General features: G+C 44.0%; 12 protein-coding genes. 7 read left to right on the plus strand and 5 right to left on the minus strand.

What is annotated here, in order from left to right; genetic code table 11:
- Nucleotides 1–92: 92 nt before the first annotated feature.
- From pyk to J7W08_RS03300, 4 genes are all read right to left on the minus strand, one after another.
- Complete coding sequence (gene pyk / locus J7W08_RS03285) at nucleotides 93–1,514, minus strand: pyruvate kinase (protein WP_233085723.1); 1,422 nt, start codon at nucleotides 1,512–1,514, stop codon at nucleotides 93–95.
- Between the two features lie 99 nt (nucleotides 1,515–1,613).
- Entirely contained in the window at nucleotides 1,614–1,871 is a 258-nt protein-coding gene (locus J7W08_RS03290; RefSeq protein ID WP_233085223.1) for a hypothetical protein, read from the minus strand.
- 143 nt (nucleotides 1,872–2,014) lie between these two features.
- Nucleotides 2,015–2,434: a hypothetical protein gene (locus J7W08_RS03295; RefSeq protein ID WP_233085224.1), complete on the minus strand. Its 420-nt coding sequence runs from the start codon at nucleotides 2,432–2,434 to the stop codon at nucleotides 2,015–2,017.
- On the minus strand, nucleotides 2,431–3,321 hold the full coding sequence (locus J7W08_RS03300; RefSeq protein WP_233085225.1) for a rhomboid family intramembrane serine protease: 891 nt from the start codon (nucleotides 3,319–3,321) through the stop codon (nucleotides 2,431–2,433). The genes J7W08_RS03295 and J7W08_RS03300 overlap by 4 nt, the downstream gene beginning before the upstream one ends.
- 367 nt (nucleotides 3,322–3,688) lie before the next feature.
- Between J7W08_RS03300 and cdhA the strand changes: the two genes are divergently transcribed.
- The 7 genes from cdhA to J7W08_RS03335 all read left to right on the plus strand — a co-directional run bounded on the left by cdhA (nucleotide 3,689) and on the right by J7W08_RS03335 (nucleotide 12,630).
- On the plus strand, nucleotides 3,689–6,097 hold the full coding sequence (cdhA, locus tag J7W08_RS03305) for a CO dehydrogenase/acetyl-CoA synthase complex subunit alpha (RefSeq protein WP_233085226.1): 2,409 nt from the start codon (nucleotides 3,689–3,691) through the stop codon (nucleotides 6,095–6,097).
- A 3-nt stretch (nucleotides 6,098–6,100) separates the two neighbouring features.
- Nucleotides 6,101–6,616 carry a CO dehydrogenase/acetyl-CoA synthase complex subunit epsilon gene (gene cdhB / locus J7W08_RS03310; protein ID WP_233085227.1) on the plus strand — a complete coding sequence of 172 codons (516 nt, stop codon included), beginning with the start codon at nucleotides 6,101–6,103 and terminating at the stop codon, nucleotides 6,614–6,616.
- 61 nt (nucleotides 6,617–6,677) lie between these two features.
- Nucleotides 6,678–8,087, plus strand: coding sequence for a CO dehydrogenase/CO-methylating acetyl-CoA synthase complex subunit beta (gene cdhC / locus J7W08_RS03315; RefSeq protein ID WP_233085228.1), 1,410 nt, complete (start codon nucleotides 6,678–6,680; stop codon nucleotides 8,085–8,087).
- A gap of 12 nt (nucleotides 8,088–8,099) precedes the next feature.
- Complete coding sequence (locus J7W08_RS03320; RefSeq protein WP_233085229.1) at nucleotides 8,100–8,852, plus strand: ATP-binding protein; 753 nt, start codon at nucleotides 8,100–8,102, stop codon at nucleotides 8,850–8,852.
- A 40-nt stretch (nucleotides 8,853–8,892) separates the two neighbouring features.
- Nucleotides 8,893–10,209 carry a CO dehydrogenase/acetyl-CoA synthase subunit delta gene (gene cdhD, locus J7W08_RS03325; RefSeq protein WP_233085230.1) on the plus strand — a complete coding sequence of 439 codons (1,317 nt, stop codon included), beginning with the start codon at nucleotides 8,893–8,895 and terminating at the stop codon, nucleotides 10,207–10,209.
- A 3-nt stretch (nucleotides 10,210–10,212) separates the two neighbouring features.
- On the plus strand, nucleotides 10,213–11,622 hold the full coding sequence (acsC, locus tag J7W08_RS03330) for an acetyl-CoA decarbonylase/synthase complex subunit gamma (protein ID WP_233085231.1): 1,410 nt from the start codon (nucleotides 10,213–10,215) through the stop codon (nucleotides 11,620–11,622).
- Between the two features lie 72 nt (nucleotides 11,623–11,694).
- Nucleotides 11,695–12,630 (plus strand): alpha/beta hydrolase, encoded by a 936-nt coding sequence (locus J7W08_RS03335; protein ID WP_233085232.1) that lies wholly within the window; start codon nucleotides 11,695–11,697, stop codon nucleotides 12,628–12,630.
- Between the two features lie 96 nt (nucleotides 12,631–12,726).
- On the opposite strand, the gene cobN is transcribed toward J7W08_RS03335, so the two are convergent.
- Nucleotides 12,727–17,910, minus strand: a complete 5,184-nt coding sequence (cobN, locus tag J7W08_RS03340) for a cobaltochelatase subunit CobN (RefSeq protein ID WP_233085233.1) — start codon at nucleotides 17,908–17,910, stop codon at nucleotides 12,727–12,729.
- Nucleotides 17,911–18,043 lie beyond the last annotated feature (133 nt).

An 18,043-nucleotide genomic window follows, 5' to 3' on the forward strand; every position in this document is an offset into this window, starting at 1 on the left:
TTCAATTTAGTTAGTAGCCATCCAGTTGGTCAGCAAGTAAATAAGTAAGCGGATAAGTTGGCCAACCGAGCAGCCAGCTAAGTAGTAAGTAATTAAGTCAATTGTATGATCTTCAGAAGGTTTGTACCGCCTTCATGACCCTGGGTCAGGACGATCATGTCTTTGGATTTGCCTATGCCCTTTGATATCATGGTATTGTTTACCTTATCTTCAAGGCCTTCAAACCCATCCATCACTTTGATGGGATATACACCATAGGAATATGCCAGCTGCTCACATGTCAGGTCCAGATGGCTCATGGCAATGATCCATTCATCTGGCTTGAATCTTGAAATACGCCTTGGAGTGCCACCTGAATACGTAGGTACTACCACGTACTCTATGGGAAGCCGTTTGATAGCTTCGTATACCTGAAGTGAAATAACATCACTGATGATCATTGTGGTCTCATCTATCCCTTTTCTGATAAGATCTAAACCAAACCCTGTCCTTGCACGCCATTCTTCGGTTCTCTTTGCAATATTGATCATGGTACTAACGGTCTCTACCGGATATTTTCCAACCGCAGTTTCACCGGATAACATTACAGCATCGGTTCCGTCAAGGATAGCATTTGCCACATCGGTCGCTTCGGCACGTGTTGGCCTTATATTTTCGGTCATAGACTCAAGCATATGAGTTGCAGTTATTACCGGTATACCGCGAAGATTGGCTTTATGAATCAGCTGCTTCTGGGCTATTGGGACCTCTTCTATTGGTATTTCCACACCAAGATCACCACGTGCAACCATCAGGCCATCGACCATATCAAGTATTCCATCTATGTTCTTCAGTGCCTGCTCTCTCTCTATCTTCCCTACAAGGAAAACAGAATGTCCCTGTTTCTCAGCATGATATCGCACTTTCTCGATATCGGAACCAAGCTCTATGAACGATACACTGAAACAATTGACACCTTCGCTCAATGCAAAATCCACGATCTCGAGGTCCCGTTTTGTGACAGGATCAAGTAAAAGGTTGGTTCCGGGAATGTTGACACCTTTATGGGAGGAAAGCAGACCTCCCACTACAACCTCACATTCGGCTTCATTGTTGCAAACGCCATTGCATCGCATCTGGATAAAACCATCATTAAAATAAACATCAGAGGGTTTTGCAATACAATATGGAAGCTTATCGAAATCTACAGGAATAAGATTACCTGAGCCTACGATCTTGTCCGTTGTCAGTTTAATCTTGTCGCCTTTCTGCAGGGTAATGGGCTCATCTTGAATCTCTCCAACACGGATCTTCGGACCCGGGAGATCTGCCATGATAGATACAACGACATCCATTTCCTGACATAGCTTTTTGATCGTACGAATGACCTTACCATGGCTTTCAAAGTTGCCATGGGAGAAATTGATCCTTGCGACGTTCATACCGGCCAGTATAAGTTTACGCAACACCTCTTCCGAAGAAGAAGCAGGTCCGATGGTGCATACTATCTTGGTCTTGTGGTCCGGCAGCTTCATTGAAGTCATGATTAAATTATATACTGGCTGCCTTAAAGCATTAACTATGTAGTAATGATCAGTATTAATTTAAAAAAAGAATTAAAGGGTGTAGAGGTATTATTTCGTTTCTTCGGATCCGGAATGATACACAATTGAATCCCTTGCATATGTTCCGCGCTTTTTGGAAGGATTGGACTCAAATAGTTCGCCCATTTCCAGAGAAAGCCCGGTGAACCTTTCATGAAGCATATTAATGTAAGCTGTCAATTCAGTGATCTGACCATCCAGGTCCATGATCATTTCATCTTTTTCCTGCAGTTGACGTTTAAGTCCTTCGATCTGTCTCTGAATTTCCTTGAATGGATCATTTTCCATAAATAGCACCTCTTAAGAGATCATGAACAATAGATAGTCGAAATTTGATGTATCTTTAATGCCAGCTTAATGGATAAAGCTTATTGTTCGTTAAAATGTATGGGAATTTTTTAAAAATACTATTCGACTTTATAAAAAGAGGTTTACAATATTTCTCCAAGAAACCTTCTTTTTGCACGTACTTCAACAGGTCGGTCTTCAAGCCTGAAATGGTTGATGGCCTTTTTCCCCTGTTTTTTTCTTGTATAACGCAATTCTCCTCCGTAGAGGAGAAAATCATTCATTACATCTTCGAACTGGATGCGTTCTGTGTGAGATAGTTCTATTACACTTATTCCATCAAGAAACCAATTGTATACTTTAAGAAGAAATACCTCACGCACACGTTTAAGCTTTTCAGGATCATAATTGCATGGTGCAGTAAGGTAGATGGTCCTTTTAAGCTCAGGTGACCATCCAGCGATCTTTTCTTCCAGTTCAATAAATTGTATGGGGATCTCTTCCCCTTCTTCTGGTTTTGGCCGGTATCTTGAAAGGTGGCTTTTATCAGTTTTCAGATTCACCACCTTCGAGGATCATACTCTGCTCTTCTGCGTTGTTTTCTGGTATTCCTGATCCTAAGTCCCATGTATAGTCCTACCAGAACACCACTAAGGTGTGCAGTATGGGCGATCATGTCAGGAGCTCCTATTAATGCAAAGTCAAGCAGTACAAAGAGCATGAGGGCGTATTTTATCCTCATTGGTATGAAGTATACATATACCTGCATATCCGGGGCTAATATAGTTAGTGTGGCGAAAACTCCCATGATGGCACCGCTGGCTCCAACCATGGGGTAGCTGACACTGCTGGTAAGTGCATATCCAATGGCTGCGACAATGCCTGAGATGAAGTAAACATACAGGAACATGTCCTTTCCTATGCGTCTTTCCAGTTCTCTTCCGAAAAAGAACAATACCAGCATGTTGAAGAATATGTGCCCGAAACTGGCATGTAGGAACATGTGTGTTATCAAGGTCCATGGTTTCAGGAAAATAGTGCTCGGGACAAGCTGGAATAGTTCCACATAACCTGGTATCAGCTCAAGGAAGAATGAAATGATACAGATGAATATAATGGCCATTGAAGGACTTGTTGATATTGATGACCTTGTCCTTTGAACTGCACCTGTAGCTGCTCCTTTTGCAGCAGTTTTGGCTGCATCTTTCATCATATTCTTTATAACGTCATCAATTTCCGGTCCCGCTCCGTATGCCTGACCTCCGGTAGTGCTTCTGTTATAGTTCCCTGATGTTCCGGAAGTTCCTGAAGAATATCCTGCATTGCGATCAAGTCCCTCACAAGCATGTCTTTCAGGAAGTCTGTGGTCTGAGCAGAACGTCTTACCACAATGACGGCAGGTAAACATCATAGGTTCCTGTTTCCCACATATCCAGCATTTATTATCCAAAGTATCCTCCCGATCACAAATAATATTATCCGGATCTAATATGTCAATATCTGCTATCAAATAAAATGATTTCTAATGGTGACAATCTCTACATGTTTTTTTATTTTATGCAGTATGGTGTATTTTTAAAATTAGATGTATGCTCTTCCTGTTTTTGGTGTTTGTAACGGCGTAAACTCACAAAAGAATTGTCGGGTATAATCATGACAAATTATGGAAACGTTTATATAGTAGATGTGCATACTAAACCCACATTCAAAAGACTGTATATCAGTTATTACGTTTTACATAATTCGTAACACCCTCGGGGAATAGTCTATATACCCCTCTAACTATGAAATGTTCAATCCAGGAGGAGAGAAAACATATGAGTGAGCTAACTACAGGTAGCTTTTCTATCGACGACCTTGAAAATGTTCAGATCACCATCAACAACATTGTAGGTGCTATTGAAAAGGAAGCTGAAAGCATTGATGCTGAAATGGGCCCTACAGTTAAGCCCGGTGTCTCATCACTAAGAGATTGGGATCACAATATTCTTGACAGGTACAACGCTGTCTACACTCCAATGTGTGACCAGTGTTGTTATTGTACCTTCGGACCATGTGATCTTAGCGGTAACAAAGAAGGAGCATGTGGTATCGATCTTGCAGGCCACAATGCACGTGAGTTCATGCTTCGTGTCATCACAGGTGCAGCAGCACACTCCGGACACGGAAGACACCTTCTCCATCACCTGATCGACCTGCATGGCAAGGACTTCCCTCTTGATGTCGGTGCTACTAATATTATTGCTCCGAACGTCCAGCTTGTAACTGGTGTCCAGCCAAAGACACTTGGAGATCTCGACAGTGTTCTTAGCTATGTTGAAGAACAGCTTACCCAACTGCTTGCAGCTGTCCACATGGGTCAGGAAGGAGCAGCTATTGATTTCGAATCAAAGGCACTTCATGGCGGTATGCTTGATCATGTTGGTATGGAGATCTCAGATATCGCACAGATATCCTGTCTCGATTTCCCTAAGGCAGATGAGGAGCCACCACTTTCCGATATCGGAATGGGATGTCTTGATTCTTCCAAGCCTACACTGATCGTTATCGGACATAACGTTGCAGCAATTACTGATATTATTGATTACATGGATGAAAAGGATCTCAACGATAAGATGGAGATCGGTGGTCTGTGCTGTACTGCACTTGACATGACCCGTTATAAGGCAGGCGACGGGACACCACCAACCGCAAAGATCGTTGGTACCCTTGCAAAGGAACTGAAGACCATCAGGTCCGGAATTCCTGATGTTATCGTTGTGGATGAACAGTGTATCCGTGCTGATGTCCTCGAAGAGGCAAGCAAGCTCATGATCCCTGTCATTACAACCAATGATAAGGTCATGTACGGACTTAAGGACCGTTCTGATGATGATATCGAAGACATCCTTGAAGACCTTACCACCGGTAAGGAGAAAGGTGCACTCATGTTCGATTATGAGAAGCTCGGGGAGCTTGCACCACGTCTTACAATGATGATGTCCGAGATCAGGGAGCAGAAAGGCATCAAGGCACTTCCTGCAGAAGAGGATCTTAAGACAATTGCAGACTCCTGTGTCCACTGTGGCGCCTGTGAAATTGCATGTCCTGACAGTCTTCCTATCAGTGAGGCATTTACCCGCCTTAGTGAAGGTGACCTGACAAAGTTCGAGTGGCTCCACGACAAATGTATTGCATGTGGCCGCTGCGAATACGCATGTCCTAAAGACATCGATATCGTTGACGTTATCGAGAAATCCTCACAGCGTGTCATCAGTGAGGAAGTAGGAAAGGTCCGTGTCGGTAGAGGACCTATCAGTGATCCTGAGATCAGGGAAGAAGGTGTCAACCTTGTCCTTGGTACAACACCAGGTATCGTTGCACTGGTCGGATGTTCCAACTATCCTGACGGGACAAAGGATCTTTACACAGTAGCCGAAGAGATGCTCAGAAGGAACTACATCGTTGTTGTTTCCGGCTGTTCCGCAATGGACCTTGGTATGTACAAGAATGAGGATGGCCTGACACTTTATGAGCAGTATCCTTCAAGGTTCAGGAGCGGTGGCCTGATGAACACAGGTTCATGTGTTTCCAACTCACACATATCAGGAGCGGTTATCAAGGTCGCAGCTATCTTCGCACAGAAGAACATCTCAGGTAACTTCGAAGAGATCGCAGATTACACTCTAAACCGTGTTGGTGCTGTTGGTGTTGCATGGGGTGCATACTCCCAAAAGGCAGCTTCCATTGGAACAGGATGCTCAAGGCTTGGTATCCCTGTAATTCTCGGTCCTCACGGTTCAAAGTATCGCAGAGCACTCATTGCAAAGCCATATGAGGAAGAGAAGTGGACGGTTTACGATGCAAGAAATGGTAGTGAGATGAAGATCCCGGCAGCTCCGGACTATCTGCTTACCACTGCTGAGACCGTTGAAGAGATGATGCCAATGCTGGCAAAGAGCTGTATCCGCCCAAGTGATAACAACATGGGAAGGATGATCAAGCTGACACATTACATCGAGCTTAGCCAGAAATACCTTGGTGTCATGCCTAACGACTGGCACAAGTTCGTCAGAACAGAAACTGATCTTCCGCTTGCAAAGCGTGAAGAGCTGCTGAAGATACTTGAAGCCGAACATGGATGGGAGATCGACTGGAAGAGGAAGAAGATCCTTTCCGGACCAGCAATGAAATCCGATGTTTCAGCACAGCCGACTAACCTTAAGAGACTTTGCAAGGAGGCTTAAATCATGGTCGACGTAATTAAGAACACCCAGATACACTGCACATACGGTTGCAAGACCTCAAAGGCAGTACAGCCAAATGTAGCTGGAAAGATGATCTCAAAAGCAAAACGCCCTCTGTTCATTGTAGGATCCCAGATCCTTAAGGACGAAGAGCTGTTGAAGCGTACCATCGAGATTGCAAAGAAAGCAGATTTGCCGGTAGCTGCTACCGGCCACTCCATCAGTGGAATGGTAGACTCAGGTGTCAATGCAAAATATATCAATGTCCATGCACTGGCAACATATCTTTGTGACCCTGAATGGAAAGGACTTGACGGCGAAGGTCAGTATGATACCGTAATTATGCTGGGACATTTGAAATACTATGTTAACCAGGTACTTTCCGGTCTCAAGAGCTTTTCCAGCCTTAAGACCATTTCAATTGAAAGACATTACATCCAAAATGCTACCATGTCCTTTGGAAACATCAGTCCTGAGGTACACCTTGAAGCACTGGATGAACTGATCGAGAATCTATAATCCCGACAAAATCACATAAATCATATTACAAACATTAGGTTACAATTACGGAGGACAAAATATGGCAGAGGAATTCCCCTTTGAGATATCCCCTATGTTCGAAGGGGAAAGGATTAGAAAGGACGGCATGCATGTCGAACTCTCAGGACCGAAATCAAAAGGTTACGAGCTTGTAAGAGCTACACCTATGGATGAAGTAGAGGATGGTAAGTTCACACTTATCGGTCCTGATCTTTCAGAAATGGAAGAGGGATCAAGACATCCGTTCGCAATGATCTACAAGATCGCAGGAGAGCTTGTGGAAGAAGACCTTGAGTCTATCGTCGAACGTAGGAACCACGATTTCCAGAACTACATCCAGGGTTTAATGCACCTGAACCAGCGTTACGATGTATGGATACGTGTCAGCAAGGATGCTGTGGCTAAGGGTTTAACATCCTTTGAGCCAATAGCACAGGCTGTTATGATGCTCTTCAAGAACGAACTTCCATTCATAGAGAAGGTCGAAGCTGTCTATGTGACTGATCTTGCAGAGATCGAGAAAGAGATGGACAACGTAAAGGCCATCTACAAGTCAAGAGATGACAGGACACGTGACCTGCACGATGAGGATGTAGACACATTCTATGGCTGCAGTCTCTGTCAGTCATTTGCTCCATCCAACGTTTGTGTTATCACACCAGACAGGATCTCACTTTGTGGTGCTATCAACTGGTTCGATGGTCGTGCAGCAGCAAAGGTCGACCCTGAAGGTCCGCAGTTCGCGATTCCTAAGGGCGATGTGATCGATGCTGAATCCGGTGAATTCTCCGGTGTTAACGAGGTCGCAAAGTCACTTTCAAGCGGTGAATATGACCGTATCAAACTTCACTCTTTCTTTGAATATCCACACACATCATGTGGTTGCTTCGAGGTAGTAGGTTTCTACATACCTGAGGTCGATGGTATTGGCTGGGTAGACAGGGATTATGCAGGCACTGCACCAAATGGTCTTCCATTCTCTACAATGGCAGGTCAGACCGGTGGTGGAAAGCAGGTATCTGGTTTCCTTGGTGTCGGTATGAATTATTTCAGATCACCAAAGTTCATTCAGGCTGATGGCGGATGGGACCGTGTCGTATGGATGCCAAAACACCTGAAAGACCGTGTACTTTCTGACATACCTGCTGAGATCGCTGATAAGGTTGCAACCGAAGAAGATGCTCCGGACCTTGATTCACTGAGAAGTTTCCTTACTGACAAGGAACATCCAATAGTCGAGAGATGGGAATCAGAGGAAGAACCTGAGGCAGAAGAAGATGTAGAGGAAGAAGCAGCAACATTTGCAGCACCGGCTATGATGCAGGCAGCAATGCCAATGCAGGGTATGCCAATGATGATGCCACCTTCATCCGGAACTGGCGGTGTCAAGATCATCCTCAAGAATGCAAAGGTCAGCATAGACAAAGTGATAATCCAGAAAAAGGAGTAAACGAGGCCTTCTGTGACAAAAGTAATTGCAATAACAGGTAAGGGTGGAACAGGGAAGACTGCAACAACCAGTCTTCTCATCCGCCATCTTACAAGAACTGATAAGCTTGTCCTCGCTATCGACGCAGACCCGGATACAAATCTTCCGGAGACCCTTGGTTGCGAGACTATCAAGACAGTCGGTGATATGAAACAGTTCATGCAGGATGAAAGGGACAACTTCCCTCCTGACATTAACAAGGAATCCATCTTCGAATCAAAGATCTATGAGATCCTTGAGGAGATGCCCAAGTACGACCTTATCGTAATGGGTCGTCCAGAAGGCTCAGGATGCTACTGTTATGTCAATAACCTGCTTCGTGGTATCATGGACAAGGTCGTAAAGAACTATGATGTTGTCATTCTCGATACGGAAGCAGGACTTGAGCATTTCAGCCGTAAGATCATTCGTGATGTTGATGATCTCATCGTGGTTACCGATGGCTCAAGACGTGGTCTGAGGACCGCCGAGCGCATAAGGGAACTTACCGAGGAGCTTGAGACCAATATAAAGAATATCTATGTTGTTGCGAACAAAGTCACAGATGCCAATAAGGAAGAAATCAAGAAAACTGCAAAAGATCTTGATCTCGAACTCATCGGAACTGTTCCGATGGACAGCATGATCGCAGAAAGAGACCTTAAAGGGTTACCCCTTTTCGACCTTCCTGACGAGTCTGTTGCTGTACAAGAGGTTGGAAGGATCGCGGAGAAACTTGGTTTGTAAGAACTTTCATTACTTCACTTAATCAAATGGTGGAATTCATATGTCAAATAAGATGAAATTATCAGGTCTTACTGATATCCTTAAAGATCTTGATGTCGAGTCACTTGAAGGAGTGACCATAGAAGGAGACATTGAGCTTGATATCAGTGGAGGCGGAGGTCTTAATCCTGCTATGGCCTATGCACTTGGTCATGAAGCTGCACAGATCTCATTACATGTCGCAAATATCGCAAGGATGCTGGGATACCCTGTAGACCAGCTTTTCGCTGCATCCATGGGCGGACTTCCACAGGCACCTGTAGCCGGACAGTCCAGGATACAGGACCTCATTCCTGCAAAGTTCGATGTTTCTAAGATGAGTGAATGGGCAACTCCTATCCAGGAAGTGACCCTTGGTGCTACATCAGCAGATGGTGGTTCAAGGAAGAGCACTGTCACTCTTGGTGGAGAGAATGCACTTCCATATTACTTCGATGCTGAAATGCCACACCGCAACTACGTCACAATGGATGTCTTCGATATGCCTATCGGAATGGCAAAATCTGTCAAAGGCAACTATGAAGATGTTATCAACGATCCTGCAGAATGGGCAAAGAAGGTCGTACGTGACTTCAACGCAGATATGGTAACAATACACCTTATCTCAACAGATCCTCTGATCAACGATACACCTGCAAGGGAAGCAGCAAAGGTCGTAGAGGATGTCCTTCAGGCAGTTGACGTACCTATCGTCATTGGTGGTTCAGGTAACCCACAGAAGGATCCTGAGGTTCTTGAAAAGGCAGCTGAGGTCGCAGAAGGCGAGCGTGTGCTTCTGGCATCTGCAAGTCTCAACCTTGATTACGAAAGGGTTGCAAAGGCTGCAACAGACCACGGTCATGCAGTACTTTCCTGGACACAGCTTGAGATCAACGCACAGAAGGAACTTAACAGGAAGCTCATGAAGCAGTGCGGAGTCCCAAGGGACAGCATCGTAATGGACCCGACAACCGCAGCTCTTGGTTACGGTCTGGACTATGCTTACACTAACATGGAACGTATAAGGCTTGCAGGTCTTATGGGTGATGAAGAACTGACATTCCCAATGTCTTCCGGTACTACCAATGCATGGGGTGCCCGTGAGTCATGGATGAAGGAATCACCACTAAGCCAGGATTCCGACTGGGGTCCACGTGAGTACAGAGGTCCTATCTGGGAGATCGTTACAGGTCTTACACTCTCACTTGCAGGAAACGATATGTTCATGATGATGCATCCAACATCTGTACAGGTTCTCAAAGAGATCACACAGACACTCTATGGTTCCATTGAGGCAGATGAGATCGACATTACCAACTGGATCGGAGCGGAGGTGTGAAAAATGAAAATTAACAGCCCTCTTGAAGCTTATAAATTCCTTCCGGGCACCAACTGTGGTGAGTGTGGCGAAACATCCTGTATGGCATTTGCATCCCACCTTATTGACAGGTCATTGAAAGCTACTGATTGTACTCCTCTTGTAAGTGAAGAGAAGTACAAGAAGAAATATGCTGAGCTTGAAGCACTTCTTGCACCTGAGATCAGGGAAGTTGTGATCGGTGTCGGTGAAAAGGCAGTAAGCATTGGTGGCGATGATGTATTGCACCGCCATAAACTTACATTCTTCAACAAGACTGCATTCGCATACGATGTCTGGGACACTATGGATGAGAAGGACCTTGTTGAAAGGGTGAACAAGATACAGGACTTCAAGAAATTCTATGTAGGAGATTTCCTGACACTTGACATGATCGCAGTGCGCAGCATTTCAGACGATCCTGCAAAGTTCGCAGCAGCAGTAAAGAAAGTAATGGAAACCACTGATTTCCCAATGGTCCTCTGTTCATTCAATCCTGAAGTTCTCAAAGCAGGACTTGAGGTGGCAGCAGAAAAGAGACCACTTCTTTATGCAGCTAACAAGGACAACTGGCAGGATGTTGCAGCTCTTGCACAGGAATACAATGTTCCTGTGACAGTGTTCGCACCAAACGATCTTGACATGCTCAAGTCACTGGCCAAGACATTCTCAGAAAATGGTATTGAGGATGTTGTCCTCGATCCGGGAACATTCCCAACAGGCAAGGGACTGAGAACAACCTTCCAGAACTTCCTGAAGATCAGAAGGGCAGGCATCAATGGTGACCGTGACATTGCATTCCCTATCATGGCAGTACCTCTTACAGCATGGATGGCACACGATGACGATGTCAGTGCATCCTACTGGGAAACCGTGGTTGCATCAGTATTCACTGTCAAGTACGGCGATATCATGATACTCCATAGTATTGAGGGATACGCACAGTTACCAGAGGTTCACATCCGTGACACCATCTACACCGACCCACGTAAGCCGGTCACAGTAGATCCGGGAGTCTATGAGGTAGGTTCACCAACAGCAGATTCACCTCTGCTTGTCACAACTAACTTCGCCCTTACATACTACACTGTAGAGAGTGACTTGTCATCCAATGGTATTGACTGTTACCTCACAGCTATCGACACCGATGGTATTGGTGTGGAAGCTGCTGTAGCAGGCGGTCAGCTCACAGCTGCAAAGATCAAGAAGGGACTGGATGATGCCGGCTTCGACATGAAGGAGAAGCTCAACAACAATGTAGTTGTACTTCCGGGACTTGCAGCACGTCTTCAGGGTGATGTTGAGGACGAGACTGGTGCCGCTGTTATGATCGGTCCGGCAGATTCAGGAAGACTTCCTGGCTGGATGGAACAGAACTGGCCACCAAAGAAATAAATCAATTTATACTATCCGTGTCAGCTCTGACACGGAAAACCTTTTTTTTATTGTATTACCATTTATCTAGCTATGGCTAAAATCGAACCAAAGCGAACTTTTCTAAAACGTCACAACAACATTGTACTTCTCATCGGTGTTTCACTTCTACTTGCAGGTTTTTATGGTCTCTTCTATAGTGGTCAGGAAGATCAATGGACAATGACAGATGATGGATTGCTGTCATATCCTGAGCGTGAAGAACTTGAATATTCCGTCATCAATCTTGACGACTCCAACCCCGATTATGTTGTAAAGACAATCATATACACAAGCAGGGAAGCAGAGGTAGATTCCCTCTTAACGATTCCTTCCACAGATAGCAACAACAGCGATCCTGTCCCTGCTGTTGTTATCCTGCCGGGCGCAGGCGTTACTAAAGAAGGTGAACATAACCTTTCTGTGCTGCTGGCTGAAATGGGTTATGCATCTATCGTCATCGACCAGCGTAATCTTGGTGCAGTAAATGTGGAAAATGATATAATGCTCTTCAGGAACGGTGCTGAGCCTGTTGAGTTCCTGATGGTCTATGATGCATTGATGGCATCAGATGTACTGCGTGACCAGCCTGAGATCGATGGCTCGAAAATAGCAATGCTTGGCTCTAGCAACGGTGGAAGGTTTGCTATCATTGCAACATCCATTGATGAGTCCATATCCGGTGTCATCGGCATAAGTACAAGTGGATATGATTCCGATTCTCTCGATAGGGAAGATGTCATTGATCAGGCAGCCTATGATCTTTACATATCGATCGATCCTGACAACTATGTTGGTGGTATATCTCCACGTCCTTTTGTGATGATACACTCCCTTAATGATACTATCATTCCTTACGATTCTGCAATGAACACATTCGAAAAGGCCGAAGAACCAAAGTCATTCGGAGCTGTTGATAGTGCAGCACATGGTTATACTGACGCGATGTATCCATATCTGGAAAGCGGATTGGAAGAGATCTTTGCTTAATATATCTATTGATGAACGATTAATGGATAAATGAGCAATTAAGCAATCAAAAAAGTAAAAAAGAAACAGGCATCCATCTAAGGATGCCACTTATTTTTAGAGTCTTTGTCTGCGGAATCCGTAGATGATAGTTCCTACGGCAACCAGAACAACTGCTGTAGCGATCACGTCAGATCCTGAGAATCCACTTGAGGATGCATTCTCTTCAGAAGTTGTTTCCTTTGTCATCTCGTATCCTTCCACATAGTTATCATCCACTGCAGATCCCTGTTCTGTAGCAGTTCCATAACCTGCGGTATCAGTGTTTGTGCTTGTGGTATTGACTATGTTTGCAGAAGGTGTGTTCGAGCTGCTCTTACTGCTGGCACTGGTTTCAGGATAACGATGTGTTGCTTCCTGCATAAGTTCATTGTACTTCTCAAGAGTATCCCTATCTACATCTACTCCCAGAAGGGATATCTGTCCGGAGATGAACTGGTCGAGTGAAGGATTACCACAAGTGTGATGGCAGCAGGTAACACCGTTCTCAGCAACGGACTCAACATAATCTTTAATGAGGCTCTTAAGCACTTCATCAGATGCATCCCAGTTACCCTTTCTTGCAGTCTCGATCATCCTTGCGTTCATGGACTGATATGCGTAAGGGTTGTTCTCTTTGATCCAATCTGCATTTTCACCGGTCATGTATGTCTCATACACACTGTCCCATACATGTTCATCAATTAGGTCAGGGCATACGGCTTCCCATCCCCAGAGATTTTCGATGAAGTCTCCCATAGCACCTGCTCCTTCAAAGCCATGCTGTTGCATGCCCTCGATCCAGGACGGGTTGAGGTACCTTGTAACGATCTCCCTTGAGAGATATGTCTTAAGGGTCTCTATTGTTTCAGCATCCGGGTTCTGGAGGTTCATTATGTAAGTGTCCGGAGTTGTACCGGAAGCTTCTCCTACAACCAGCATCAATCCGCCCATGTACTGGAAGAAATCATCTGTGTCAAGGGCACCGTAGGTGTTTGAACTGCGGCTGTGCAATATAGCTTCAACGTCCTCAAGGTTATCCTCAAAGACTTCCTTATTATCCACGGAGCTATCGGCGACATCCCATTGGCTGACGATATCTTCAATGCTCTCTCCCCAGACATATTCACCATATGCATGACTCATCCTTTCCATGTAAAGGTCAGCAAGAGCCGTGTTGTCTTCCCATGTATCACTCGCAGAGATCGCATTAGCCATACCTGTTCCATAGGCACCATCCTCAGGACCGAATATCCTGAGCAGTGAAATGGTCATGGATGCCGTTTCATTCTGGAAGGTTGCATTCAGTCCGTTGTAGATGTTGTTGGTATTTTCCCTGACATAGTTCGTGTTCTCTGCAGGGTCATACGGGATATATTCGGGCGTTGGACGTTCCTCATCCTCTTTATATCCATTATCCGGTGCATTGTATGCGAGATATACCGCTTTATCTATCAGTTCTACTTTGTGTGGGAAGCTATCCCTGTAAAGACCAGATATCTGTACAAGTACATCTATACGTGGACGACCGAGCTCTGAAGAATCGATCAGCTCTACGTCTACAACTTTCGTTCCATCCCAAACAGGCTTTACTCCGAGAAGATACAGGATCTCTGCTTCCATTACGCCTTCGTGACGTGTGGATTCTCCTGCCCATAGGACAAATGCGACTTTCCTTGGATATTCGCCATTATTCTCAGCCATGTAAATATCAATTGTCTCGTTGGCAAGATCCATTCCAAGTTTCCATGCATGAGGGGTTGGAATGATCTGTTCATCGGAAGCATAGAAGTTCATTCCTGATGGTAGGGTATCTGGACGTAGTATTGGGTCTCCTCCGAGATTAGCTGCAATATATTTACCGTCCATCGCATTGATTACCTGTTGTGTCTCGTTCTCACTCTGACTCAGGGTATTGGCATACTCCACAGAATCTGACAGGTAAGCATCCATTTTTACGGAACTGTTGCCAACTCCAAGAACCTGTTCCTGAGCATCAGTGGAACCAATTCCCTGATTCAATACGAGGTCAAGAAGTGATACTGATGCATTTTCGGATGTATTATACAGTGCAACTTCTTCCTTGAAATCATTTCCAAGCATGGAACAGACCATTTCATTTAGTTGTTCATCTTGTGGTGAAGTTCCAAGGATGTGCAGTCCATATGGCATGGATGTTGTTCTGAGTTCTCTTAAGACATCGTCAAGTTCGTCCAGGAACTCATCTCTGGTAGCATTGTCCTGTGAAAGGCTCATGTCAACCCTTTCATCAAGATGTAGTTCGAGTGTCAGGTTTACTATTTCTTTGTAGCGTGCTTCCTGCATACTAGGATCACTGGAAAGGGTGTTGTACTGACCTATCTTTTGATTCAACGTTGTGTAGTTACCATAACTTCCGGACATCACAACCGGTGGTATGAGGTGATCGATAATGATGGCATTACCTCTGCGTTTTGCCTGCATGCCTTCTCCGACACCATCCATTACATATGGATAAACTACAGGTATGTCACCAGTCATTATAGCGGGCCATTCATCTCTGAACAGACCAAATTCTTTTCCGGGTAACCATTCAACAGTTCCATGTCTTCCCATGTTTATCATTACATCAGCATCGAACTCGTTCTGTAACCAGAGGTAGAATGCGATGTATTGGTGGTGGGGTGGGAGTTCTCCTGCATGATAAATTGCATCATTGTCCTGTAACCATCCGCGGGTAGGCTGTGGAGCAAGAATTACATTTTCACTGATCTCTATTTTTGGTATGACTATGAACTTGTTCCCGTTTTCGTCCTCATGGACCATTATCTCTCCGGGTGCTTCACCCCACATATCAATTACTTCCTGTTTTCTCTCTTCGGGAAGTGCATCGAACCATCCATTATAGGTCTCTTCAGGTATCAGTTCTACTTTGTCGGTATCCACAAGCTCTTCCAGTTTTCCTGGAGCCCATGTGCCTATGTTCGTTCCCTGTGTCAGGAAGAGGTCTACAAGTTCTGTTTCGTTAGGGATTTCAGATTCGTTCACTTGATATCCTGCATCATCCATTGCATTCAGTAGATTGTTAATACTTGGAATGACCTCAAGGTATGAAGCACCGATGTTGTCTTTTCCTGCTCCATGGTTATAGTAAACGACAACTGCCTTCTTTTCGGATTCATCTTTTAGAGCAAGTTCTGTCTGTGCTTCAGCTCTGTCCACAAGCCAATCTATCTGACTCTCAACAGGAACGTAAATATCATTTCCCTGAGAATCAATTTCTTCTGATGCGATCATGATCGGATCGATCCAGCCCCATGACTCTGGCCTGTAGATCCTCAACATATTAGTGTTTGGTAGTGGATTAGTCGCTTCCTGCCACTCTGTTAGGTTCATGTAGCTATTGAGTACTGTGTTCATGACCGGTACACCCAGTCCGTCGATGTCAAAGTACTGGCTACGATAAGTGCTTGAAAGTATCAGGTCAACTTTGGTTTCAGGGCTGTAATTAAAGAATGGGTCGGAAGGTTCCGTTTTGGCACTATAGCATGCGATGACATTCATTCCTCTTAGTTCCAGCTTTTCAATTATGTCATCATAAGCTGCCATATCATCCGGATAATAGGAGGCATAAAATGTCATACCAATGGTTGGAGCATCCACATCAAAGGAGTGTTCTGCTGGATCCCTGTTGCTGTACCACTCGAAGTATTCACTGGCATTGTTAGTGAAATGTGGTGCAGGCATGCCGGGATGGTAAATTGCCCTATCTGAACCTATGGGCTCTTCAACTTGCAGGTCATTGCGATCGCCAAGTGTGGTTGCCAGGAAGAATATTAGATTATCAAAGTTTGACTCATCTATAGCACCATATATCCAGTAATCCTGCAGCTCGTCTTCGAATTTGTCTTCACTGGAAAAGCTTTCTGGAACTACATAGTTTTCATTTAGGAGTGTATTGTAACCTACAACGATTGTTCCGTTTGCAATTGCCTCATCGATATTATCCGTGATCAATGAAGCAGTATCTGAGAACATGTTAACGTAGATGATATCCATCTCCGTAAAATTGACATCACTTTCAATTGTTGATGGTAAATAATATGAAACCGTTATGTTGTAGTCAGGATTGCTGTTTATCCTTTCAACTACACTGTTTAATTTTGCAGAATAGCTTTCATAACCTGTTATTATGGAAATATTAAGGTGATGATCATTTGCACCTAGCTTTTCTTTTAGCAATAGTACTGTGGTGTATGGATGGACCTCTTCTGGAGCATCCTTTACTTTCTTATATGTTTGACCTGATACTGATGATCTGTTAAGCAAGCTCATCAAGTATTCCATTTCTGTTGCATCAATATTCCTGCTACTGGTATTTAGATATTCAAAACAATCAGAATTTGCTATACTGATATCAACTTCTGCTTTACGCCATGTATTATCCTCTGATTTGTTTATTCCAATTAGTGTGTAGTCACCGTTTGGAATTCCGGTTAATGTGTAGTGACCAGTCAAACTACTGGTTGTGTTGGCAACAAGTTCGTTTGTAGTTGAATCAAACAATAATACGGTGGTGTATGGATGTACCTCTTCTGGAGCATCCTTTACTTTCTTATATGTTTGACCTAATACTGATGATCTGTTAAGCAAGCTCATCAGGTATTCCATTTCTGTTGCATCAATATTCCTGCTACTGGTATTTAGATATTCAAAACAATCAGAATTTGCTATACTGATATCAACTTCTGCTTTACGCCATGTATTATCCTCTGATTTGTTTATTCCAATTAGTGTGTAGTCACCGTTTGGAATTCCAATTAGTGTGTAGTGACCAGTCAAACTACTGGTTGTGTTGGCAACAAGTTCGTTTGTAGTTGAATCAAACAATAATACAGTGGTGTATGGATGGACTTCTTCTGGAGCATCCTTTACTTTCTTATATGTTTGACCTGATACTGATGATCTGTTAAGTAAGTTCACCAGGTATTCCATTTCTGTTGCATCAATATTCCTACTACTTGTATTTAGATATTCAAAACGATCAGAATTTGCTATACTGATACCAACTTCTGCTTTACGCCATGTATTATCTTCTGATTTGTTTATTCCAATTAGTGTGTAGTTCCCATTTGGAATTTCAGTTAATGTATAATCTCCATTCAGATCACTAGTCGTATTCGCAACGACCGCCATATTATCATAACTTCCTGCCGATACCACTGGCATTGCAAGTGCCAGCAACAAAAGTATGCTTAAAGCTAATATGCCGTATTTTTTCATATATCTACCACCAATAATGCAGCACATTCTGTCAACAAGTGCAGCTGACCGAATGGCGTGCATTTAAACCTTCAAATATTTTGAATCAGGCTGTTTCAAATTCACTTAAGATAGTGTAAATCAACTTGTTTTA

Origin of the sequence: Methanococcoides orientis (assembly GCF_021184045.1) — an archaeon.
In the GTDB taxonomy this organism is placed as follows: Archaea; Halobacteriota; Methanosarcinia; order Methanosarcinales; family Methanosarcinaceae; genus Methanococcoides; species Methanococcoides orientis.